We start from the raw sequence: 21,074 nt of genomic DNA, 5'->3' as shown, positions 1-21,074 counted from the left end.
CAGCTATCTCCGGATCGGCGTGTCCGGCGTGAGCGCCGCGGGCTGGTTGGCGGCCTGCGGCAACAGATGGCGCGGCAGGACGATGCGCTGCCCGGGGATCAGCGGCGCGCTGCCGACGCCGCGATTGGCCTGCTGCAGGGCCCAGAGCGGAATGCGATAACTCGCGGCGATCTGGTCGAGCGTCTCGCCGGGGCGCGCTGACAACGGCGTCCCGCTGTCCCACAGTTCGACGGCCGTCTTCGGCGGCACGAGATAGCGCAGCGGCACCGCCTCTGCATCAGCCGTGGCCGAGGTCTGCGACAACTGGCTGATCATGGCGACCAGCTGGGCATGCACGTCGTCCATCTTGTCGATGTTGATGTGCGTGACCTCGTCATGATCCTTCATGTCGAAGCTGGCGTAATGGCCGCGGAAGCCGGGCTGCGGCTTGACGTCGCCGCCGCCGAGAATGTTGTCCGACAGGAACAGGTTGATGAAGCGCTGGACGTTCGGCGGGACGTCCTTGGTCGCATGTGCCGGATCGACGGTGACGACCAGGCTGACCGGAATGTTCTGCTCCTGCAGCGCGATCGCGATGCGGACGCTGCACAGCCCGCCCATGGAATGACCGATCAGCACGATCGGCCCCTGATCCTGGCGGTAGTTCTTCGCGACCTGAAGCGCGATCAGGTCGCACAGGGTGAATTCGTACACGCTGGCCCAGTACCCGGCCTTCTCGATCTTCTCGGCGAGGCGATCCATTCCGGTCGAGAACAGCGGACCGAGCGCGCCGCGGAACAGATAGACCCGTGGCGGCCCCTGCGGCGCCGCGGTCTCGGCCGGGCGTTCCGGCGCCGGACGGATGGCCGCTTGGGTCGGGGACGTCACGACTTTGGCGGATCTGCTGGGAGCGGCCGCGACCGCAGCGCCGGCCTGGGCGCCTTGCGGCATAGCGGCGGCAGCGAGCGCTGCGGCCAGCAGCGCGGGCAGGCTCCGCCTGATTGCGGCGAGCGCGCCCTCGAGCCAGCCTCTCGCGTGTCGCGCCACGCCGGTCATTCGCGCTCCCCGGGAAAGCTCAGGTCAAGCAGGGTCATGTCCCCCTGCCATACCGCTTGTCGTCACCGAATGGGAGCATTTTGGGGCATGCCCGAGGGCGCCGCCCGCAGCTTAGCGGTACCCCGTGGCGCTGGCGGCACGCTGCGGGGCGGCCATGCGGGTGGGCGGCGCGGCGGCCGGCCGACCCCGGCCGCTGAACACGACCGAGTCGATAGCGCCGATCACCTTCTGCTGCATGATTACGTTCTTCTCGATGGTGATGTGGCCGACGCCGGGAACCGCCTGCACGTCCACATTCTCGACCTTGCCGCGGAAGCCGTCGTCATGGCGAACCGGCTCGCCGGCGCCGCTGGCGATGTAGAAGTTGATGTAGCGCTCGGCATTGCCGCCGACGAGCTTCGTCTTGAACACCGAATCGAGGCCGATCGCGAGCTTCACGGGCACGCCAAGCTGGCCGAGCTTGTTGATCATGTCCGGCAGCGCCGTGGCGCCCGAGGAGTGACCGACCAGGATGATGGTCTTGATGCGGCCGGCCTTGTACGCGGTGGCGGCCTCATCGGCCAGCGACGACCATGACACGAAATTGGCGACCGTGTTCGGGATGCCCTGCGAATCCAGCTTCTTCGCGATGTCATCCAGCCCCAGCGAGAAGATGTTGAGCACGCCGCGCAGGAGGTAGACGTGGGTGGTGCTGGCGGCGCTCGCGGCCGCGGGGCTCGGCGCGGCGCGGACCGAGCCGGTGCCGAGCGGTACAGCCAGCGCCATCGCCAGCGCGACCAACCCGAACCAGCGCGCCGACCGGCTGCGCGTCGCGTTGGTATGACTGGTGCTGAAACGTGGCGTCATCGGTCCTTCTCCGCGGCGGATACGTCGAGACGGCGCAAACCGTACCCAAGATGCTCGCGGACGCAACATCGTGCAACACTGTCCGCGGCGTTCATCGCCGTGACGTGGCCGCACGGCAACACTCGCCGCAATCCGTCATGGAAAAGCCTGATAACTGACACGAACCGGGACGGGCGATTCGATTGCAGGAACGCGCTCCCGTTCCTATCTCAGCGTTTCGCGCGTCTCGTGCGGCTTCACGCACACACTGCTCCCCATCCGCATCGAATCACCCGGAACAATCATCCCGCAATGGCTCCCGTCATTTCCGTTTCCGGCCTGTCGAAGACCTATCCGTCGGGCTTCACGTCGCTCAACGGCATCAACCTCGTGATCGAGCGCGGCGAGATCTTCGCGCTGCTGGGCCCCAACGGCGCCGGCAAGACGACGCTGATCAGCATCATCTGCGGCATCGCCAACGCCTCGTCCGGCAAGGTCGCGGTGGGCGGTCACGACATCAACAGCGACTACCGCGCCGCCCGCGCGCTGATCGGGCTGGTGCCGCAGGAGCTGCACACCGATTCGTTCGAGAGCGTCTGGGCGACCGTCAGCTTCAGCCGCGGCCTGTTCGGCAAGCCGAAGAACCCTGCCTTGATCGAGAAGATCCTCAAGGACCTGTCGCTCTGGGACAAGAAGGACGCCAAGATCATCACGCTCTCCGGCGGCATGAAGCGGCGCGTGATGATCGCGAAGGCGCTGTCGCACGAGCCGCAGGTGCTGTTCCTCGACGAGCCCACAGCGGGCGTCGACGTCGAGTTGCGCAAGGGGATGTGGGACGTCGTGCGCGAGCTGAAGGCCGCCGGCGTCACGATCATTCTCACCACGCACTACATCGAGGAAGCCGAGGAGATGGCCGACCGCGTCGGCGTCATCAACAAGGGCGAGATCGTGCTGGTCGAGGACAAGGCCAAGCTGATGGCGAAGCTCGGCCGCAAGCGGCTGAGCCTGCACCTGCAGCAGCGGATCGACGCCATCCCCGAGGCGCTCGCGCCGTATCGGCTAGCGCTGTCCGACGACGGCTGGCGGCTAGCCTACGATTACGACACCAAGGGCGAGCGCACCGGCATCACCAGCCTGCTCGGCGATCTCCGCGCCGCCGGCATCCGCTTCGTCGATCTCGAGACCAAGCAGTCCTCCCTCGAGGACATCTTCGTCAGCCTGGTGAGCCAATGAACCTTCGAGCCGTCGGCGCAATCTATAAATTCGAGATGGCGCGCACCTGGCGCACGATCCTGCAGAGCATCGTGTCGCCGGTCGTATCGACCTCGCTGTACTTCGTCGTGTTCGGCGCCGCCATCGGCTCGCGCATCAGCGAGGTCCAGGGCGTCAGCTACGGCACCTTCATCGTGCCGGGCCTCGTCATGCTGTCGGTGCTGACGCAGAGCATCGCCAACGCCTCGTTCGGCATCTACTTCCCGAAATTCATCGGCACCATCTACGAAATCCTGTCCGCGCCTATCTCGCATTTCGAGATCGTGCTCGGCTATGTCGGCGCGGCGGCGACGAAATCGATCGTTCTCGGGCTGATAATCCTGGCCACCGCCGGCCTGTTCGTGCCGCTGCACATCCAGCACCCTGTCTGGATGCTGTCCTTCCTGGTGCTGACGGCGGTCACCTTCAGCCTGTTCGGCTTCATCATCGGCATCTGGGCCGACGGCTTCGAGAAGCTGCAGATGATCCCGATGCTGGTGGTGACGCCGCTGACCTTTCTCGGTGGCAGCTTCTACTCGGTCAACATGCTGCCGCCGACCTGGCACTCGATCGCGCTGCTCAACCCGGTCGTCTACCTGATCTCCGGCTTCCGCTGGAGCTTCTACGAGATCGCCGACGTGCGGGTGGAGGTCAGCATCGCCATGACGCTGGCCTTCCTGGCGATCTGCATGACCGTCATATGGTGGATCTTCAAAACCGGCTACCGGCTGAAGCGCTAAGTGGCCGCCGACGCGGCCCGCTCAGTTGGTGCAGTGGAAATGGCCGGCCCCGTCGCGATACCCGCGGCAATGATAGTGCCGGTGATAATAGGACCGGTGCGGAATTCCGAGCACGCCCTCGACCGCTCCGACAGCCCCGCCGACACCGGCGCCGACCGCGCCGCCGACGACACCGCCCACCGGCCCGGCGATGCGGTTACCCTCGTGGGCGCCTTCATGAGCGCCGCGGATGATGCCTTGGGCGTGGGCGAATTGCGGAAGCGCCAACCAGGCCAGCGCCAGAATGAACAGCGCCAGCGCTGCGAGCATATAGGTCAGCCGTTGCGGCGCGCGGTCGTCGAGCACCGCCGTCTTGGCCTTCATGGTCAGCATTTTCAATCCTGGGAACCGCATGGGATCAATCCATGAAACGCCGATGCGGCCAAAAAGTTGCGTGCGCGGGACAAATGCGGCGGATTAGAAAGGTACTAAGAGCCCGCACGGCCCGCCGTGCGGGTCGCGGAAATGTCACTGTGGGTGAACGGCGGAAGGCTTTGCCTCAGCCGCTGCCGACATTAAGGTTGAGACTGTCCCTGACTGGAACAAAGCCTGCACTTCCGACATATTGCACGCCGGCTCACGAGCCGCGACCCCTGTTGAATTCAGTCGACGTCCAGTTGAGCGTCCAGCGGCCCGGAGGCCTGAGGTTCGATGCGTACCACTTTACTTGCAATTGCCGGACTAATGCTGCTGTCAGGCACGCCGGCACTCGCCAAGATCGACATCACCGTCGACAAGGACAACCAGGTCATGACGGTCGCCGTCGACGGCGTGCAGCGCTATCGCTGGCCGGTCTCGACCGGCATCCCGTCCCGCGAGACGCCGAACGGCAGCTTCCGCGCCTTCCGCATGGAAGCCGATCACTACTCGAAGGAGTTCGACGACGCGCCGATGCCGCATTCGATCTTCTTCACCAAGATCGGTCATGCGATCCACGGCACCGAGTCGGAGGGCCGGCTCGGCACCCCCGCCTCGCACGGCTGCGTGCGGCTGTCGAAGGCCAATGCCACGACGCTCTACGATCTCGTGCAGAAGGACGGTGTGCTCAACACCACCGTGACGCTCACCGGATCTTCTCAAGTGGCGCTGGCGCGCAACCCGCGCCGCGGCACCGCTGTGGCCCGCCGCGAGGCGCCTCAGCAATATGACGATAGCGGCGAGCCGGTCATGCTGACGCCGCAGCCCCAGCTGCTGCCGGGTCGGCAAGCCGCTCCGCAGCAGCGTCCGGATGACGGCTACATCTATCCGGCCGACGGCAGCGACAACGGCGTGCGCTATCCGGCGCCGCGCGGCACCAGCCGCCGCGTCTACGACGCCCAGGCCTATCCGCAGCAGCAATATTACTACGACAGTAGCAATCCGAGCTACGCGCAGCCGCGCTATTACCAGCCGCGTTCGTATCAACCGCGCGGCTACTACACCTACCAGGATTGATCCGGGAATTTTTTGCCGAAGGCCGGGCCCGTTATGCGGCGCCCGGCCTTTTCTATTCCGCGTTGACGCGCTCGAGCGCGGCGGGAGGCGGCTCGGCGGCGGCTTGACCGCGCGCCGAGGGCATGCGCTTGCGGCGCTGCACGAAGTATTGGTCGGCCAGCACGCCGATCAGGATGACGGTGCCCATCACGGCGAAATTCAGCGAGCTCGGGATGCCCAGCAGGTTGACCAGGTTCTGCAGCACCTGCAGCAGGATCGTGCCGAGCACCACGCCGATGATCGATCCCTCGCCGCCGCGCAGCGAGCAGCCGCCGAGCACCGCCGCGGCGATCGCATAGAGCTCGTAGAACGAGCCATGCACCGCCGGCGAGATCGAGCGCGTGTACATCGCGATCAGGATCGCGGACAGCGCCGTCAGGCCACCGCAGATGACATAGGCCGAGATCGTCACGCGATCGGAGCTGATGCCGGAATAGCGCGCCGCCTCCTCGTTCTTGCCGACGGCGTAGAAGTAGCGGCCATAGACCGAGCGGTGCAGCACCAGCCAGGCGATGCCGGCCACGATCATCAGCGCGATGACGCTGTGCGGCAGCGGAAAGCCGAGCACGTTGGTGCGGCCGGCCGTCAGCCATTCCAGCACCGGAAAGCTCGCGCCGTAACCGAAGCCGGCAGTGGCGTCCTCGGTGTAATAGCGGGCGGCGCCGCGATAGATCAGAAGCCCGCACAAGGTCACGACAAAGGGCTGAATCTTCATCTTGGTGATCAGCGTGCCGTGCACGGTGCCGATCGCGATGCCCGCGGCGATGATGAGCGCAAAGGCCAGGATCCAGTCGACGTCGCGGTTGACGATCAGGTCGATGAACAGCACGCCGAGCAGCGCGATGACCGATCCCACCGCGAGCTCGATGCCGCCGACGATGATCACGAAGGCCTCGGCGATCGAGAAGATGCCGAACATGCCGACCTGGTTGGCGGTGTTGGAGAGGTTGCCGACAAGCAGGAAGCGCGGATTGATGAAGGCCACGACGGCGCCGACCACCAGGATCAGGATCAGCAGGCTGAGATCTTTCTTTTGCAAGTGCGCCTCGCTCAGACGGAATGGCCGACGGCGAGCTGGAGCACGTTGTGCTCGCTGAACTCGCTGCGCGCCAGGAAACCGGAAATCCTGCCTTCATGCATCACGGCGATCCGGTCGCTCACCCCGATGACCTCTTCCATGTCGCTCGAGATCATCAGGATCGCGACGCCGGCGTCCGCGAGCCGCCGCAGCATATCATAGATCTCCTGCTTAGCGCCGACGTCGATGCCGCGCGTCGGCTCGTCGAAGATCAGGACCTTGGGCCGCATCGACAGCCATTTGGCGAGCACGACCTTCTGCTGGTTGCCGCCGGACAGCGTGCCCACCTGCATCTTCACATCCGTCGCCCGGATCTTGAGGCGCTCGCGCTGCCGATCGGCATTCGCGGTCTCGCGCGCGGTGTCCACCAGCCCGAAGCTGGAATAGGACGCGAGGTCGGGCAGCGAGACATTCTCGGCGATCGGCAGGTCGAGCAACAGACCGCAGGCCTTGCGGTCCTCCGGGATGAGATAGATGCCACGATCGATGGCGGTGCGCGGCGTCGCAATACGGATCGGCTCGCCCTCGAGCTTGAGGGCACCGCCGAGCAGCGGCTCGACCCCGAAGATGGCGCGCGCCAGCTCCGTGCGGCCCGAGCCGACGAGCCCCGCGAGCCCGAGAATCTCGCCGCGCTGGAGCTGCAGGCTGACGGTCCGGCTGGGATAGGTGGATGTCACGGCATCGACGATGTCGAGCACGGCGGCGCCCGGCGCGGCCGCCGGCGGCACGTAGAGCGACCGCAGATCGCGGCCGATCATCAACCTGATCATGGCTGCTGGATTGAGCTCTTCTCGGACCAGGCTGCCGACCATGCGGCCGTCGCGCAGCACGATGGCGCGATCAGCGCATTGCATCACCTCGTTGAGCCGATGGGTGATGAAGATGACGCTGACGCCGTCGGCTTTCAGCCCGGCGATGACCTGCATCAGCCGCTCGGTCTCGGACAGCGTCAGGCTCGAGGTCGGCTCGTCCATGATGACGCAGCGCGCATCGAGCGACAGCGCCTTGATGATCTCGACGAGCTGGCGCTGCGCCAGCGACAATTCCGCAATCGGCGTGTCCGGCGCAAAATCCGCACCAAGGCGCGCGATCAGCGGGCGCACCTTGGCCTGCAGCGTCTTGCGGTCGATCAGCCGCAGCGGCCCGCCATACACCGGCTCGCGGCCGATGAAGACGTTCCCTGCGACATCGAGATTGTCGAACAGGTTCAGTTCCTGATGCACGAAGGCGATGCCGGCCGCAATGGCATCCGCCACGGCGTAGCTCGTCCGCGCCTTGCCATCGATACGGATCGTACCGGTGCTCGGCGGAACAACGCCGCCGAGCACGCGCATCAAGGTCGACTTGCCGGCGCCGTTCTCGCCGAGCAGCGCAATGACCTCACCGGGCGCGACCGACAGGCTGACGTGGTCGAGAGCGACCACGCCAGGGTAGGTCTTGCCGATGTCGATCAGTTCGAGAAAAGGCTCGCGCACGCCGGCCGTCGCATCACTTCTTCAGCATCGTCTTCATCTGGGCCATGAAGTCGTCGACGTTCGACTTCTCGATCACCTTGCCGGGGACGATGATGATGCCGTTGGCCGGAACGCCCGACTTGTCGCCCTGCACCACCTTCGCCATCAGCTTCATGCCCTGATAGCCCCACTCGAACGGCTGCTGCACGACGGTGCCTTCGATGGCGCCGTCCTTCACGCCGCCGAGCGTGATCGGATCCTCGTCGAAGCCGATGATCTTGATCTTGCCGAGCTTGCCGGCCTCCTTCAGCACCTCATAGATGCGCGGGGTGTTGTAGGAATAGAAGCCGACGAGGCAGCTGACGTCGGGCATCGCCGCCAGGATGTCCTCGACGTTGCGCTTGGCGCGGGTCTGATCGATCTCGTCGCCGCGGACGTCGACCAGCTCGACCTTCGAGCCCTTGATCGTCTCCTTGACGCCCTCGATGCGCTCGCGCGCATTGTCGGCGCCGAGCAGGCCGACGAAGCCGACGCACTTGCCGCCATTCGGCAGCGCCTTCAGCATCAGCTTGCCGGCATCCTTGCCGAGCTCGACGTTGGACGAGCCGATATAGGCGATGCGCTTCGATTGCGGGGCATCGCTATCAGTGGTGAGCAGCACCGTCTGTGCGGCGACCTTGTTGAGGTGCTCGGTCTGGTTCTTCGGATCGACCGCGCTCACCATGATGCCGGCGGCACCGGCGGCGACGAGGTCATCCATCATGCGCTGCTGCACGGCGGCGGCGGCCTGCTCCGGATATTTGAGCTGCAGATTGTAGTCTGGCAGTTCGCCCTGCGCCTTCTTCACGCCGGCCTCGGCGATCTTCCAGAAGTCGGACGCGCCATTGACAACGAAGGCCAGGACCTTCTTGTCCGCCGCTCCCGCCGAGCCCACACCGACCGCCATTGCCAACAGAGCAGACGCACCGGCCATCCAAAGACGCTTCATCGAACCCCTCCCATGTGAAACCGGCCTGCTTGTTGCGGCCGACGTTTATACTCACGAAGACAAGTCTTGCGCCCCAGGCGAGGCTCGCCCGGACGCCACCGCGTGTCCCAGCTCAATCTCGACACCGCCCATGCGTGCGTCCCGCTTCATTGAGCGAGACGAGAAGGGTCATCGTCACAGATCGTTTTCCGAGACTAACGGCTCGCGTACCAACTTCCGCCCTTCAAAAAACGTGAGCAGATGAAGGTCGAATGAGGCACGCACCTCAGGGTAGCATGGTCATCCGAGGCGTGCAACAAGGCCGCCGAAGAAAGCGCATACACGCGGCGCTTTGCAGTGCAAGAGGCGCGAATCCTCAGGTGCGGCTGCCGCACTGCAACCAAAAACTCTTTCAAATCGAGGCACGCACCTCTTGTCTCCTTGCCGGAGATCAGGATCGGCGGTCCGCGCAACACGCGCGGAAGTGCCTCGGCGGCGAGTTGGCCCTACCCTTCACTCGCCGTCGCGCAACCGCCGATAAACAGCACCGAGGATGTTGGAATAGTCGTCGGTCCAGACCCGCTCGCCCTCGGTCGGCTCGGTCTCGGTCCATTTGTCCGACGACGCGAGCTTGCCGATGTCGGCCTCCTCTCGCGCGCTGATCACGACATCGGTCGAGAAGATGTACTCGTCGTCACGGCCGGAGTCCTCGTTGTAGACCCAGCTCTTGAGATCGTTCTCGTCGGCAATGCCGACCACCACGCTCTCCAGCTCGAGGTGACGGTTGGAGACGTGCATCACCACCGCGCCCTGCGGCGCCAGCTTCGCCTTGTAGATCGCCATCGCCTCCTCGGTCGCCAGATGGATCGGGATCGCATCGGACGAATAGGCATCGACGATGATGAGATCGTAGGCGCCGTCCGGCTCCTTCGCGAAGGTGAGGCGGGCATCACCGATCACCGGCTTGAAGTCCGGCGCGCAGTTCCTGATGTAGCTGAAGTACTTTGGATCGCTGGCGGTATCGACCATGGTCTGGTCGATCTCGAAATAGGTCCAGCTCTCGCCAGGCTCGGCCGCGCAGGTGAGCGTGCCCGCGCCGACGCCGATCACGGCAACCCTGAGCGGCGTCCCCTTGCGCTCGCGAATGGCGGTGATGGCGCGACCGATGCCGCCGTCCTTGTGATAGTAGGTGATCGGCTCAGGGCGTCCGGTGACCTTGGAGCCGTCGGCGTTGATATATTTCTGCGCGCCGTGGATGGTCGTGCCGTGCATCAGCACGTGATAGTGGCCATCGGACGTGACCACGATCTTATGCACGCCGAAGAAGCTCCGCACCGTCTCGACGCGGCCGTCGTCGGCGGGATAGGCGCGGATCAGCACCAGCGCGAGCGCCGCGGTCGCGAACACCTTCCAGCGCCCGGCATTGAGCAGCAGTGCGACCAGCGCCGCGAGCACGCCCACCGCGCCCGCGACATAGACGCGGTGATCTTCCAGATAGGTCGTCACCTTGCCGGTCATGCCCGCCGGCACCAGCAGCGCAACTGCGACAGCCGCGAGCAGGATCCAGTACCAGCGCGTGATCCCCGGCCAGCGTTCGGCCACGGCCGGACGGCACAGCGCCGCCATTGCCAGCAGGATCGGATACTCGGCGACCCAGGAGAAGGTGAACGGAGCGATCAATCCGGCGAACAGACCGCCCACCATGCCGCCGAACGACAGCGCGACGTAGAATCCGGTGAGGTATTTCGCTGGCGGCCGGGTGCGTGCGAGCTCGCCATGGCAGGCCATCGCGATCACGAAGAAGCAGAGCTGATGACCGCCCAGCGTCAACGCCAAATTCTGCTCGCCGCCGAAGGCGAGCAGCATGACGACGCCGGCGATCGCCAGCGGCTGCAGCGCCAGCATCCATTTGTGCGACAGCAAGGGCCGCGACTGGAACACCAGCACCCAGGTCAGGAGATAGAGCGACAGCGGCAGCACCCACAGCAGCGGCGCGGCCGCAACGTCGGTGGAGATGTGCGCAGTGACCGCGATCAGCAGGCCCGAGGGCACCGCGGCCAGGAAGATCCAGCGGACGCGCAGCAGCCAGCGCGGCGCCGGCGCGTCGGTGTCATCGCCTTGCAGCAGGCTCGCCACCGTCACCGGCGAGCGCAGCAGCAGCACGCCGCAGAGGGCGATGAGCGCGATCAGCACGCCATAGCCGCCGGTCCAGATCAGGTTCTGCATGCGCAGGCTGAAGATCGGCTCGATGAGCAGCGGATAGGACAGCAGCGCGAGGAAGCTGCCGATGTTCGATGATGCATAGAGAAAGTAGGGATCCGGGCCATCCGGATGGCCGGTGCGCACGAACCACGCCTGCAGCAGCGGATTGTTGGCGGCGAGCGCGAAGAACGGCAGGCCGATCGAGGCACCGAACAGGCCGAGCAGCCAGAGCGCATAGCCCGAATTCGGCGGGTCGCCCCAATGGCCCGCGATCGACAGCGGCAGGCTCAGCATGGCGAAGCCAAGCAGCACGAGATGAATCGCAACCGGGATCACCCGGCTGCGCAGCTGGGTGAGAAAATGCGCATAGGCATAGCCGGCGAGCAGCAGCGCCTGGAAGAACACCATCGCCACCGACCACACCGCCGGCGAGCCGCCGAGCCGCGGCAAGACCATTTTGGTGAACAGCGGCTGCACCGAGAACAGCAGCAGCGCGCTGACGAAGATCGCGGCGGTATAGACGACGAGGACCAGCCGGTTGCGGGATGTGGTCGGCTGGGCAACGGCGGCGGATGGGGCGATTGTGGTCATGACAACTCCAGCAACGGCGCGGCCGGCATCGGATAGCAGGACTGCGACGTGCCGACGACACATAGCGGATCGCAGGGCGGTATGGCGAGGTGGCAACGGACCACGGAGTTTCGCTTGACGGCGCGCCGATCCGGCGCGACAGCACGATCCGCGGCGCCAGTTCCCGCATCTACAGGGTGCTTAATCAGGGCTTTTTGAAGCGAACATGAACGAAATCGACGTCGTCATCATCGGCGCCGGCCACAATGGCCTGACCTGCGCAGCCTATCTCGCCAAGGCGGGTCTGCGCGTGCACGTCGTCGAGCGGCGCAAGGTGGTCGGCGGCGCCGCGGTGACCGAGGAGTTTCATCCGGGCTTCCGCAACTCCGTCGCGTCCTACACGGTGAGCCTGCTCAATCCGCAGGTGATCGCCGATCTCGGACTGCACGAGCACGGGCTCGAGATCGTCGAGCGCCGCGCGCAGAATTTCCTGCCCGCGCCCGATGGACGCTATCTGCTGACCGGAGAAGGCCGCACCCACGACTCCGTTGCACGGCTCAGCCCGCGCGATGCCGAAGCGATCGGACCGTTCTCGGCGCGCCTTGAGGCGATCGCCGACGTGCTGCGCAGTTTTGTGCTGCGCGCGCCGCCAAATCTCGTTCCGCAGTTCGGGCTGTCCGCGATCCGCGAGGCCTTCAATGCGCTCGGCACCGCCAACACGCTGCGCGCGCTGTCGCTGGAGCAGCAGCGCGATCTGCTCGACCTGTTCACGCGATCCGCCGGCGAGATGCTCGATGATATCTTCGAGACCGATCTGGTGAAGGCGCTGTTCGGCTTCGACGCCATCGTCGGCAACTATGCCAGCCCCTACGCCGCCGGTTCGGCCTATGTGATGCTGCATCACGTGTTCGGCGAGGTGAACGGCAAGAAGGGCGTCTGGGGCCATGCGATCGGCGGCATGGGCGCGATCACGCAGGCGATGGCCCGTGCCTTGAAGCAGTTGGGAACGCTGGTCGAGGTCGACAGCGGCGTGCGCGAAGTGATCGTCGAGCGCGACCGCGCCGTGGGTGTCGTGCTGGAGGATGGCCGCGCGATCCGCGCCCGCTACGTGGTCGGAAACGTCAATCCGAAGCTGCTCTATACCCGTCTGGTGCCCGCCGGTGCCCTGCCACCGGACTTCCTCAACCGCATCAAGACCTGGCGGAACGGCTCCGGCACGTTCCGCATGAACGTGGCGCTGAGCGCGCTGCCGTCCTTCACCGCCCTCCCCGGCACCGGCGACCATCTGTCGGCCGGTATCATTCTGGCGCCAAGCCTGGCGTACATGGACCGCGCCTATCTCGATGCGCGGGCGCATGGCTGGAGCCGCGATCCCGTCGTCGAGTTGCTGATTCCTTCGACGCTGGACGCCACGCTGGCCCCGCCGGGGCAGCATGTCGCCAGCCTGTTCTGCCAGCATGTCGCGCCGGAACTGCCCGACGGCCGCTCCTGGGACGACCATCGCGACGAGGTCGCCGATCTCATGATCGCGACCGTCGACCGCTACGCACCCGGCTTTGCCGCCAGCGTCCTCGGCCGGCAGGTGCTGTCGCCGCTCGATCTGGAGCGGCAGTTCGGCCTGCTCGGGGGCGATATCTTCCACGGCGCGCTGACGCTGAACCAGCTGTTCTCAGCACGGCCGATGCTGGGTCACGCCGATTACCGCTCGCCCGTGAAAGGGCTTTATCATTGCGGATCGGGCAGCCATCCCGGCGGGGGCGTCACGGGGGCTCCCGGCCACAACGCCGCCCAGGCCATCCTCGCCGACCACCGCGGCCTATTCAACTGAGGACAAACCGAGGGAAGGCCTGTGGGAAACCAGCCGACAAGCTGTGGACAGCAAGGCGGATAACGCGCGGGCAACGCGCCCAAGTTGCTGTGATGAACCAATGGACGAGCTGTGGAGAGCTTGTGCCCGGAGACCAAAAAACCGGGCACTGGCCCGGTTTTTCGAGAACGCCGCGTTGCGACCGGCCTTACTTCAGCGACGTATTGATCTGGTCGAACTTGCTGCTGAGCGAGGTGCCCAGACCGTTGACGGCCGCAATGATGGCCAGCGAGATGCCGGCTGCAATCAGGCCGTATTCGATGGCGGTAGCACCTGATTCGTCGCGCAAGAACTTCAAAAGAAACGTCTTCATCTCTTACCTCGTTTCCCAACCCAGGAACCGAGGCTCAACCGGTTCCCATGGCAGGAACGTTAGGGGTCCAGAACCTAAGGTTGAGATAACGACCGTCGATCGAGTCGTTTGGTTTTTTTTCCGCAATTGAATGACAAGTTTTAGGGGCGTTGGCCCTGGCCAAAAACAACCATGAAGTGCAGCGCTTTTGCCAGATTTCCGACGCGACGGCTTGCGTTGACGACAAAATTGCTTAACCACGCCAGCAATTGCCGCTCGGATCCCGCTGATGACTTCCACCGCAACACCCGCCACCCATAAGGCTGTTTTCACCGTGGCCGACGAAATGACCGCCCGCCAAGCGGTGGACGTTCTGACCGAGGTGTTCTTCGACGGCGATGCGGCGGTTGCCGCGTTCGAGCGGCCTGATCTGCAGTGGGATGTTACCGTTCATTTTGCCGACCCGCCGGATCAGGAGCTGGTCCGGGAGCTCGTCGGGGGCGCCGCCGGTGCAGAGGTGGCCGGAACGCTCGCCTTCGCAGTGGTCGAAGCCAAGGACTGGGTAAAAGCCAGCCTGGACGACCTGGTGCCGGTCCCTGCCGGACGCTTCGTCGTCCATGGCGGCCACGACCGCAGCCGAGTTCCCGCAAACAAGCTCGGCATCGAGATCGAGGCGGCGCTCGCGTTCGGCACCGGCCATCACGGCACCACCCGAGGGTGCCTGTTGCTGCTGGATCACGTGCTGAAGTCGGCCAGACCGCGGCGCGTGCTCGACCTCGGCACGGGAACCGGCGTGCTAGCCATCGCGGCGGCCAAGGCGCAGCATCGGCCGGTGCTCGCCAGCGACATCGATCCGCCGTCGGTGATGGTGGCGCAAGAAAATGCGCGGCTGAACGGCGCGGCGCCTCTGGTCCGCGTTGTCAGGGCCACGGGATTCGCTGCAGAGGATTTCGCCAAGGAAGGTTCTTTCGACCTCGTGCTGGCCAACATCCTCGCCAATCCGTTGCGGCACCTGGCGGGTCCGATGCAGCGCCATCTGGCGCCCTCGGCCTACGTCATCCTGTCGGGATTGCTGACCTCGCAGGCCCGCAGCGTGATCGCGGCCTATCGTGCGCGCGGATTGGTGCCAGTGCGGCATCTGCGCATCGAGGGCTGGAGCAGCCTGTTGCTGCGCAAGGTCAACTGAGTTGCCGACTCATCACGGCGTCCTGCCGCCGGGCGTCGGTCGAAAGTCGTTCTGGATGTTACTTCTTGGGCTTGGGGTGCGAGTCGCTCGATGGCAGCTGCCCGCCGGATGAACGGCGGATGCGCGGTTCGACGAGCCGATTGACGAAACCGGCAAGCCGACTGCGCGGCTTCTCCGTCGTCGCAGGCGCCGGGCTGTGTGGAGCAGGCGCCGACAATTTCTCGAAGGTAAATGCAGGCATCGTGCGTCCCCTCGCCGTTGAGTTGAGGCACTCCCCGGATTGTGCGACCGTGGCAGATCGATCTACCGATCGTGGTCGCCGATCCCTACGTCTCCTCGTCACATCTCTTTCGGATGACTGACAGGTGACAGCAAATCTTTTTGCACTGGCGAATGCAAGGAGATTCTTCGTGCACTGCACGCCTGCGTGAAAGAGTATTCGTCGCAGACGCACCCCCTCTCCTAAAGTATGAGACCGATGTTCGAAGCACACTTCCAGACATTCGAGGATCCCGAAGCCGGCGTCGCCTTGACCGCCCGCCTGGCGGCGCTGCGCGAAGAACTTGCGCGCCGCAAGCTCGCCGGCTTCATCGTGCCGCGCGCCGACCAGCAGCAGAACGAATATGTGCCGCCGTCCGATGAGCGGCTGGCCTGGCTGACCGGCTTCACCGGTTCCGCCGGTCTCGCGATCGTGCTGGCGAAGGAAGCCGCGATCTTCGTCGACGGCCGCTACACCTTGCAGGCCGGCAAGCAGGTGGACGGCAAGGCCTGGGTGGTGGAATCGCTGATCGAGCCGCCGCCGGAGAGCTGGCTGACGCGCCATCTGCAGAGCGGCGACCGCGTCGGCTTCGATCCCTGGCTGCACACCACAGCCGCTGCCGAACGTCTGGCCGCAGCCTGCGCCAAGGCGGGCGCGGAGCTGGTGCCCGTCGAGGGCAATCCGATCGACAGCGTCTGGACCGAGCGCCCGCAACCGCCGCTCGGGCCGGTGTCAATTCATGGCGCGAACCTGTCAGGCGAGACCGAGGCGGACAAGCTCGGCCGCATCCGCCTGGAGATCGAGCGGCTCGGGGTCGAGGCGCTGGTGCTGTCCGATTCCCACAACGTCGCCTGGACCTTCAACATCCGCGGCGCCGACGTTTCGCACACGCCGCTCCCCCTGTCCTATGCACTGGTGCCGAAGAGCGGACGACCGACCGTCTTCATCGATCATCGGAAGCTCTCCAACGTCGCGCGCGACCATCTCGAGCACAGCGCCGACGTCGCCGAGCCGGATGCGCTGACACCGAGCCTGGCCGAGCTGGCCCGAACGGGCGCCGCCATTGCGCTCGACACCGCCACTGCTGCCGATGCTCTCACGCGACTCATTCAGGACGCCGGCGGTAAGGCCGTGCGCGGCGCCGATCCGGTCAGCCTGCTCAAGGCCGCCAAGAACCCGGTCGAGATCGAGGGCACGCGGCGCGCCCATCAGCGCGACGCCGTGGCCCTGGTGCGCTTTCTCGCTTTCATCGACCGCGAGGCGCCGAAGGGCACGCTGACCGAGATCGATGCGGTCGAGGCGCTGGAGACATTTCGCCGCGACACCGGCGCGCTGAAGGACGTGTCGTTCCCGACCATCTCCGGCACCGGGCCCAACGGCGCCATCGTGCACTACCGTGTGACCCGCAAGAGCAACCGGCGAATCATGCCCGGCGATCTGCTGCTGATCGATTCCGGCGCACAATATCAGGACGGCACCACCGACGTGACGCGCACCATGGCGGTGGGCGAACCGACCGCCGAGATGCGCGACCGCTTCACTCGCGTGCTGCGCGGCCATCTGGCGATCGCGCGCGCGATCTTTCCGGACGGCACGACCGGTGCGCAGCTGGACACGCTGGCGCGGCAATTCCTGTGGCAGGCCGGCGTCGATTTCGAGCACGGCACCGGTCACGGCGTCGGCAGCTATCTGTCCGTGCATGAAGGGCCGGCGCGGATTTCCAAGCTCGGCACCACGCCGCTGAAGCGCGGCATGATCCTGTCCAACGAGCCCGGCTACTACAAGGCCGATGCGTTCGGCATCCGCATCGAGAACCTCGAGCTGGTGGTGCCGAAGGACGTGCCCGGGGCGGAGAAGCCGATGAACGGCTTCGAGGCGCTGACGCTTGCGCCGATCGACCGGCGGCTGATCGATGTCGCGATGCTGAGCGGCGAGGAGCGCAGCTGGCTCGACGCCTATCATGCCCGCGTCAGGGAGACGGTTCGCGACGCGCTCGACGAGGCGGATCAGCTCTGGCTCGACCAGGCGACGGCGCCGCTCTGATCCGAGCGGCGCGCCGTCGCTCACCGCATGGGCATATGCGGAAACAGGCATTTCCGCGAGCCGGAAGCTCGCTACAGTCGGCGGCGTCCTAAACGATCCGAGCGACGCCTCGATGCATGGAATCATCAGCAGACCGCCCGAGGTGGCGCCGCAGCGCGTCATGCCCTCGCGTACGGTGCTGGTGCTTCTGGTCGTGATGACCGGACTGGCGCCGATCTCGCTGTACCTGCTGGTGCCGGCGCTGCCGCTGCTGGCGACCACGTTCGGCCGCGACGCCTCCGTCGTCCAGATGACGGTGTCGTTCTACATGATCGGCATTGCGATCTCGCAGCTCCTGCTCGGACCGCTGTCGGACCGGTTCGGCCGCCGTCCCGTGATGCTCGCCGGCCTCGCGCTCTCGATCGTCGCGAGCTTCGGCTGCATCGTCGCCGATACGCTGCCTCAGCTCATCGCGGCCCGCTTCTTCCAGGCGCTCGGCGGCGCCAGCGGCATGGTGATCAGCCGCGCCATCATTCGCGATCTCTATCCGCGCGAGCGCATCGGCGCGATGATCAGTCTCGTCGTGGCCGTCATGATGATCGCGCAGATGCTGTCGCCGCTCACCGGGGGCCTGATCGAGATCGCGTTCGGCTGGCATGCGATCTTCTACGTGGTGGCCGCGCTGTCGATTGCGATTGCGATCGCGGTCACCATGGCACTGCCGGAGACCCGCCCTGCCCGCGTCGAAGGCGCGAGCTTCGGCCGCGACGTCGCGATGCTGGTCAGAAGCCGGGCGTTCCTCGGCTACATGCTGTGCCAGGTGCTGGCGTCGCAGATCATCTTCGCCTTTGCCGGCGGCGGCCCCTACATCGTCGAAGTGCAGATGGGCCGCTCATCGGCCGAGTATGGCGCGTGGTTCGCGACCACCGGCTTCGCCTACTTCGTCGGCAACCTGTTCTGCGTCAGATATGCGCCGCGGCATTCGCTCGACCGGCTGATCTGGTTCGGGCTGGCGCTGCAGCTCACCAGCGCGGCGTTGAATTTCGCCTGGAGCCTCTTCGGCTTCAACCAGGTGCCGTCGGTGCTGTTCGGCACGCAGATGCTCTTGATGTTCGCCAACGCCGCCGTGATGGCGAACTCCGCAGCCGGGGCCATCAGCGTCCGGCCGGGCGCCGCCGGCACGGCGTCCGGCGCGATGGGCTTCCTGCAGATGGGCGTGGGCGCGCTGACCTCGCAGCTTGGCGCGTTTCTCGGCGGGCATTATGCGACGACGTTGCCGCTCACCTCGGCCATGCTCGCGCTGTCGCTGGCCTGCGCCTGCACCATGATCTTCCTCGTCCCGCGCACGCCCGTGGTGGTGACGAAGGAGCTGATCGAAGCGGCGGAGGAGGATGAGGCCGGGGTGATGTGAGGGACGTACGCACTCGCGTGCCTCTCGGTGTCATACCCGCGAAGGCGGGTATCCAGTACGCCGAGGCCTGTCGGCTCTATCAGGACTGCCTCTGGAATACTGGATCATCCGCTTTCGCGGATGATGACGGTTGTGGACGTCGCGATAGGCGTCTGTAACAAGCAGCCTCGGCGAAGGGCTACTCCCCGATCAGCTGCAGCCACTCGTCCTCGGTCAGCACCTTCACGCCGTGCTTCTCGGCGTCCTTCAGCTTCGAGCCCGCGCCGGGGCCGGCGACGACGTAGTCGGTCTTCTTCGACACCGAGCCCGACACTTTCGCCCCGAGCCGCTCGGCTGTGGCCTTGGCTTCGTCGCGGGTCATCTTTTCCAGCGTGCCCGTGAATACCACCGTCTTGGTTGCGATCGGCGAGTTGCGCTTGGGCTTCTCCGCATCGAGGATCCTCACCTCGCTCGTCAGCCGATCGACGATGCCGCGGTTGTGGTCCTCGCCGAAATAGGCCGCGATGCTCTTGATCACGGTGTCGCCGATCTGGTCGAGCGCATCCATCTCCGCAATCGCCTCCTCGTCGCCGGCCGTGACCTTCAGGCAGGCATCGTGGAACGCCTCCCACGAGCCGTAGCCGCGGGCGAGCGCCAGCGCGGTGGTTTCGCCGACATGGCGCATGCCGAGCGCGTAGATGAAGCGCTCCAGCGCGATCTCGCGGCGCGCGTCGATGGCATTGAACAGGTTGCGCACCGAGGTCTCGCCGTAGCCCTCGACTTCTTCTAGCTTCAGCGTCGCGTTGCGCTTCTGCAGGGAAAAGATGTCGGCCGGCTCCTTGACCCAACCCTCGTCGAAGAAGAACTGGATCTGCTTCTCGCCGAGGCCGTCGATGTCGAAGGCGCGGCGCGACGAAAACAGCTTGAGATGCTCGATCTTCTGATACGGGCAGGCGAACTCGCCGGTGCAGCGCGCGCGCGAGCCCTCCTCGCCGGCCGCGGTTTCCTCGCGCACGACGGCGGTGTGCAGCGGGCATGGACACTTCTTTGGAAACTCAAACGGCTCCGAGTTCTTAGGTCGCTTGTCGACGAGGACGTCGACCACCTGCGGGATGACGTCGCCGGCGCGCTGGATCACCACGGTGTCGCCGATGCGGATATCGCGGCCTTCGCGCAGAACCTCGCCCTTGTTGCCGATGCCCTTGATGTAGTCCTCATTGTGCAGCGTCACGTTCTGCACGATGACGCCGCCGACGCCGACCGGCTCCAGCTTGCCGACCGGCGTGAACGATCCGGTGCGCCCGACCTGGATCTCGATGTCCTTGAGCACGGTCATGGCGCGCTCGGCCGGGAATTTGTGCGCGATGCCCCAGCGCGGGGTGCGCGACACGAAGCCAAGCCGCTCCTGCCAGTCGATGCGGTCGACCTTGTAGACGACGCCGTCGATGTCGTAGTCGAGCTCGGCGCGCTGCTCCTCGATCGAGCGGTGAAACGCGATCAGTTCCTCGACCGAGTGGCAGAGCCTGGTCAACGGGTTCGTCGTGAAGCCGCAACGCTCGAACCATTTGATCATGCCGCTCTGCGTCTCCGCCGGCATCGCGCTCATCTCGCCCCAGGCATAGGCGAAGAAGCCGAGGGGACGCGAGGCCGTGATGGTCGGATCCTTCTGCCGCAGCGAGCCGGCGGCGGAGTTGCGCGGATTGGCGAAGATGGTGTCGCCGGCCTGCTTCTGGCGCTCGTTGAGCGCGAGGAAGGCCTGCTTGGTCATGTAGACCTCGCCGCGCACCTCGCAGATGTCGGGCAGGTTGCGGCCGTGCAGCTTCTGCGGCACGTCCTTCAAGGTGCGGATGTTGGCGGTGACGTCCTCCCCCTCGGCGCCGTCGCCGCGCGTGGCCGCCGTGACCAGCTCGCCGCCCTCATAGTGCAACGACATCGACAGCCCGTCGATCTTCGGTTCGGCGGAGAAATCGATGCGGTCGTCGGCGAGCTTGAGAAAGCGCGCGATGCGGCCGGCGAAGTCGCGCACGTCCTCCTCAGCGAAGGCGTTGTCGAGCGACAGCATCGGCACCGCATGCCGCACCTTCTTGAACCGGCCGGACGGCGCTGCGCCGACCTTCTGGGATGGGGATTCGGTGCTGACGAGTTCGGGAAAGCGCGCCTCGATCGCGTTGAAGCGCCGGCGCAGCTCGTCATAGGCGGCGTCCGAGATCTTCGGCGCATCGTCCTGATAATAAAGCCTGTCGTGGGTTTCGAGCTCCAGCGCCAGCCGCTTCCATTCCACCTTGGCCTGCGCCTTGGTGAGATCGGCGACGTCGACGGGCTGCTTGGGTTTCGCTGTCTTGGGCATGCTGCGTATGATCTGCTCGTCATGACGGGGCGAGGCCCGGGGCCTCGCCGACATGACGGTGTACACAATGCGCGCGC

General features: G+C 65.6%; 16 protein-coding genes. 7 read left to right on the top strand and 9 right to left on the bottom strand.

Annotation, left to right across the window (positions count from 1 at the left end):
• Positions 1–3: 3 nt before the first annotated feature.
• Positions 4–1,035 carry an alpha/beta fold hydrolase gene (locus ACQR1I_RS07130; RefSeq protein WP_434868984.1) on the bottom strand — a complete coding sequence of 344 codons (1,032 nt, stop codon included), beginning with the start codon at positions 1,033–1,035 and terminating at the stop codon, positions 4–6.
• A 111-nt stretch (positions 1,036–1,146) separates the two neighbouring features.
• A complete protein-coding gene (locus ACQR1I_RS07125) occupies positions 1,147–1,881 on the bottom strand; it encodes a hypothetical protein (protein ID WP_434868985.1) in 735 nt (244 codons plus the stop codon).
• A gap of 291 nt (positions 1,882–2,172) precedes the next feature.
• Here ACQR1I_RS07125 and ACQR1I_RS07120 point away from each other — a divergent pair, with 291 nt between their 5' ends.
• On the top strand, positions 2,173–3,093 hold the full coding sequence (locus tag ACQR1I_RS07120; RefSeq protein ID WP_434868986.1) for an ABC transporter ATP-binding protein: 921 nt from the start codon (positions 2,173–2,175) through the stop codon (positions 3,091–3,093).
• Positions 3,090–3,851 (top strand): ABC transporter permease, encoded by a 762-nt coding sequence (locus ACQR1I_RS07115; protein ID WP_434868987.1) that lies wholly within the window; start codon positions 3,090–3,092, stop codon positions 3,849–3,851. The genes ACQR1I_RS07120 and ACQR1I_RS07115 overlap by 4 nt, the downstream gene beginning before the upstream one ends.
• Positions 3,852–3,872: 21 nt before the next feature.
• Here the strand turns inward: ACQR1I_RS07115 and ACQR1I_RS07110 are convergent, their stop codons facing one another.
• Positions 3,873–4,223 (bottom strand): hypothetical protein, encoded by a 351-nt coding sequence (locus ACQR1I_RS07110; protein WP_434868988.1) that lies wholly within the window; start codon positions 4,221–4,223, stop codon positions 3,873–3,875.
• Positions 4,224–4,541: 318 nt separating this feature from the next.
• Between ACQR1I_RS07110 and ACQR1I_RS07105 the strand changes: the two genes are divergently transcribed.
• A complete protein-coding gene (locus ACQR1I_RS07105) occupies positions 4,542–5,324 on the top strand; it encodes a L,D-transpeptidase (RefSeq protein WP_434868989.1) in 783 nt (260 codons plus the stop codon).
• A gap of 52 nt (positions 5,325–5,376) precedes the next feature.
• On the opposite strand, the gene ACQR1I_RS07100 is transcribed toward ACQR1I_RS07105, so the two are convergent.
• From ACQR1I_RS07100 to ACQR1I_RS07085, 4 genes are all read right to left on the bottom strand, one after another.
• On the bottom strand, positions 5,377–6,402 hold the full coding sequence (locus ACQR1I_RS07100) for an ABC transporter permease (protein WP_434868990.1): 1,026 nt from the start codon (positions 6,400–6,402) through the stop codon (positions 5,377–5,379).
• Between the two features lie 11 nt (positions 6,403–6,413).
• The gene (locus tag ACQR1I_RS07095; protein ID WP_434868991.1) at positions 6,414–7,916 is read right to left on the bottom strand and encodes a sugar ABC transporter ATP-binding protein; all 1,503 of its coding nucleotides are present in this window, start codon (positions 7,914–7,916) and stop codon (positions 6,414–6,416) included.
• 13 nt (positions 7,917–7,929) lie between these two features.
• The gene (locus tag ACQR1I_RS07090; RefSeq protein ID WP_434868992.1) at positions 7,930–8,883 is read right to left on the bottom strand and encodes a sugar-binding protein; all 954 of its coding nucleotides are present in this window, start codon (positions 8,881–8,883) and stop codon (positions 7,930–7,932) included.
• Positions 8,884–9,375: 492 nt separating this feature from the next.
• Positions 9,376–11,655, bottom strand: a complete 2,280-nt coding sequence (locus tag ACQR1I_RS07085; RefSeq protein WP_434868993.1) for a fused MFS/spermidine synthase — start codon at positions 11,653–11,655, stop codon at positions 9,376–9,378.
• Between the two features lie 205 nt (positions 11,656–11,860).
• Between ACQR1I_RS07085 and ACQR1I_RS07080 the strand changes: the two genes are divergently transcribed.
• Positions 11,861–13,462, top strand: a complete 1,602-nt coding sequence (locus tag ACQR1I_RS07080) for a phytoene desaturase family protein (RefSeq protein ID WP_434868994.1) — start codon at positions 11,861–11,863, stop codon at positions 13,460–13,462.
• A 187-nt stretch (positions 13,463–13,649) separates the two neighbouring features.
• Here the strand turns inward: ACQR1I_RS07080 and ACQR1I_RS07075 are convergent, their stop codons facing one another.
• On the bottom strand, positions 13,650–13,814 hold the full coding sequence (locus ACQR1I_RS07075; RefSeq protein ID WP_434868995.1) for a Flp family type IVb pilin: 165 nt from the start codon (positions 13,812–13,814) through the stop codon (positions 13,650–13,652).
• 268 nt (positions 13,815–14,082) lie between these two features.
• Between ACQR1I_RS07075 and ACQR1I_RS07070 the strand changes: the two genes are divergently transcribed.
• From ACQR1I_RS07070 to ACQR1I_RS07060, 3 genes are all read left to right on the top strand, one after another.
• Complete coding sequence (locus ACQR1I_RS07070) at positions 14,083–14,979, top strand: 50S ribosomal protein L11 methyltransferase (RefSeq protein ID WP_434868996.1); 897 nt, start codon at positions 14,083–14,085, stop codon at positions 14,977–14,979.
• Positions 14,980–15,457: 478 nt separating this feature from the next.
• Entirely contained in the window at positions 15,458–17,281 is a 1,824-nt protein-coding gene (locus ACQR1I_RS07065) for an aminopeptidase P family protein (protein WP_434868997.1), read from the top strand.
• Positions 17,282–17,393: 112 nt separating this feature from the next.
• Positions 17,394–18,671, top strand: coding sequence for a multidrug effflux MFS transporter (locus ACQR1I_RS07060; RefSeq protein ID WP_434868998.1), 1,278 nt, complete (start codon positions 17,394–17,396; stop codon positions 18,669–18,671).
• A gap of 178 nt (positions 18,672–18,849) precedes the next feature.
• Here ACQR1I_RS07060 and ligA read toward each other — a convergent pair whose 3' ends face one another.
• Complete coding sequence (gene ligA / locus ACQR1I_RS07055; protein WP_434868999.1) at positions 18,850–20,997, bottom strand: NAD-dependent DNA ligase LigA; 2,148 nt, start codon at positions 20,995–20,997, stop codon at positions 18,850–18,852.
• Positions 20,998–21,074: the final 77 nt, after the last annotated feature.

Source organism: Bradyrhizobium sp. HKCCYLS2038, assembly GCF_051167655.1.
In the GTDB taxonomy this organism is placed as follows: Bacteria; Pseudomonadota; Alphaproteobacteria; order Rhizobiales; family Xanthobacteraceae; genus Bradyrhizobium.
Note: the sequence above shows the minus strand (reverse complement) of the source record. Positions and strands in the feature narration are given on the sequence as shown.

Coding starts and splice junctions, on each gene's coding strand:
- ACQR1I_RS07090 (WP_434868992.1), bottom strand. CDS start 8,883: ATGAAGCGTCTTTGGATGGCCGGTGCGTCTGCTCTGTTGGCAATGGCG.
- ACQR1I_RS07070 (WP_434868996.1), top strand. CDS start 14,083: ATGACTTCCACCGCAACACCCGCCACCCATAAGGCTGTTTTCACCGTG.
- ACQR1I_RS07080 (WP_434868994.1), top strand. CDS start 11,861: ATGAACGAAATCGACGTCGTCATCATCGGCGCCGGCCACAATGGCCTG.
- ACQR1I_RS07085 (WP_434868993.1), bottom strand. CDS start 11,655: ATGACCACAATCGCCCCATCCGCCGCCGTTGCCCAGCCGACCACATCC.
- ACQR1I_RS07060 (WP_434868998.1), top strand. CDS start 17,394: ATGCATGGAATCATCAGCAGACCGCCCGAGGTGGCGCCGCAGCGCGTC.
- ACQR1I_RS07115 (WP_434868987.1), top strand. CDS start 3,090: ATGAACCTTCGAGCCGTCGGCGCAATCTATAAATTCGAGATGGCGCGC.
- ACQR1I_RS07075 (WP_434868995.1), bottom strand. CDS start 13,814: ATGAAGACGTTTCTTTTGAAGTTCTTGCGCGACGAATCAGGTGCTACC.
- ACQR1I_RS07125 (WP_434868985.1), bottom strand. CDS start 1,881: ATGACGCCACGTTTCAGCACCAGTCATACCAACGCGACGCGCAGCCGG.
- ACQR1I_RS07120 (WP_434868986.1), top strand. CDS start 2,173: ATGGCTCCCGTCATTTCCGTTTCCGGCCTGTCGAAGACCTATCCGTCG.
- ACQR1I_RS07065 (WP_434868997.1), top strand. CDS start 15,458: ATGTTCGAAGCACACTTCCAGACATTCGAGGATCCCGAAGCCGGCGTC.
- ACQR1I_RS07110 (WP_434868988.1), bottom strand. CDS start 4,223: ATGCTGACCATGAAGGCCAAGACGGCGGTGCTCGACGACCGCGCGCCG.
- ACQR1I_RS07105 (WP_434868989.1), top strand. CDS start 4,542: ATGCGTACCACTTTACTTGCAATTGCCGGACTAATGCTGCTGTCAGGC.
- ligA (WP_434868999.1), bottom strand. CDS start 20,997: ATGCCCAAGACAGCGAAACCCAAGCAGCCCGTCGACGTCGCCGATCTC.
- ACQR1I_RS07130 (WP_434868984.1), bottom strand. CDS start 1,035: ATGACCGGCGTGGCGCGACACGCGAGAGGCTGGCTCGAGGGCGCGCTC.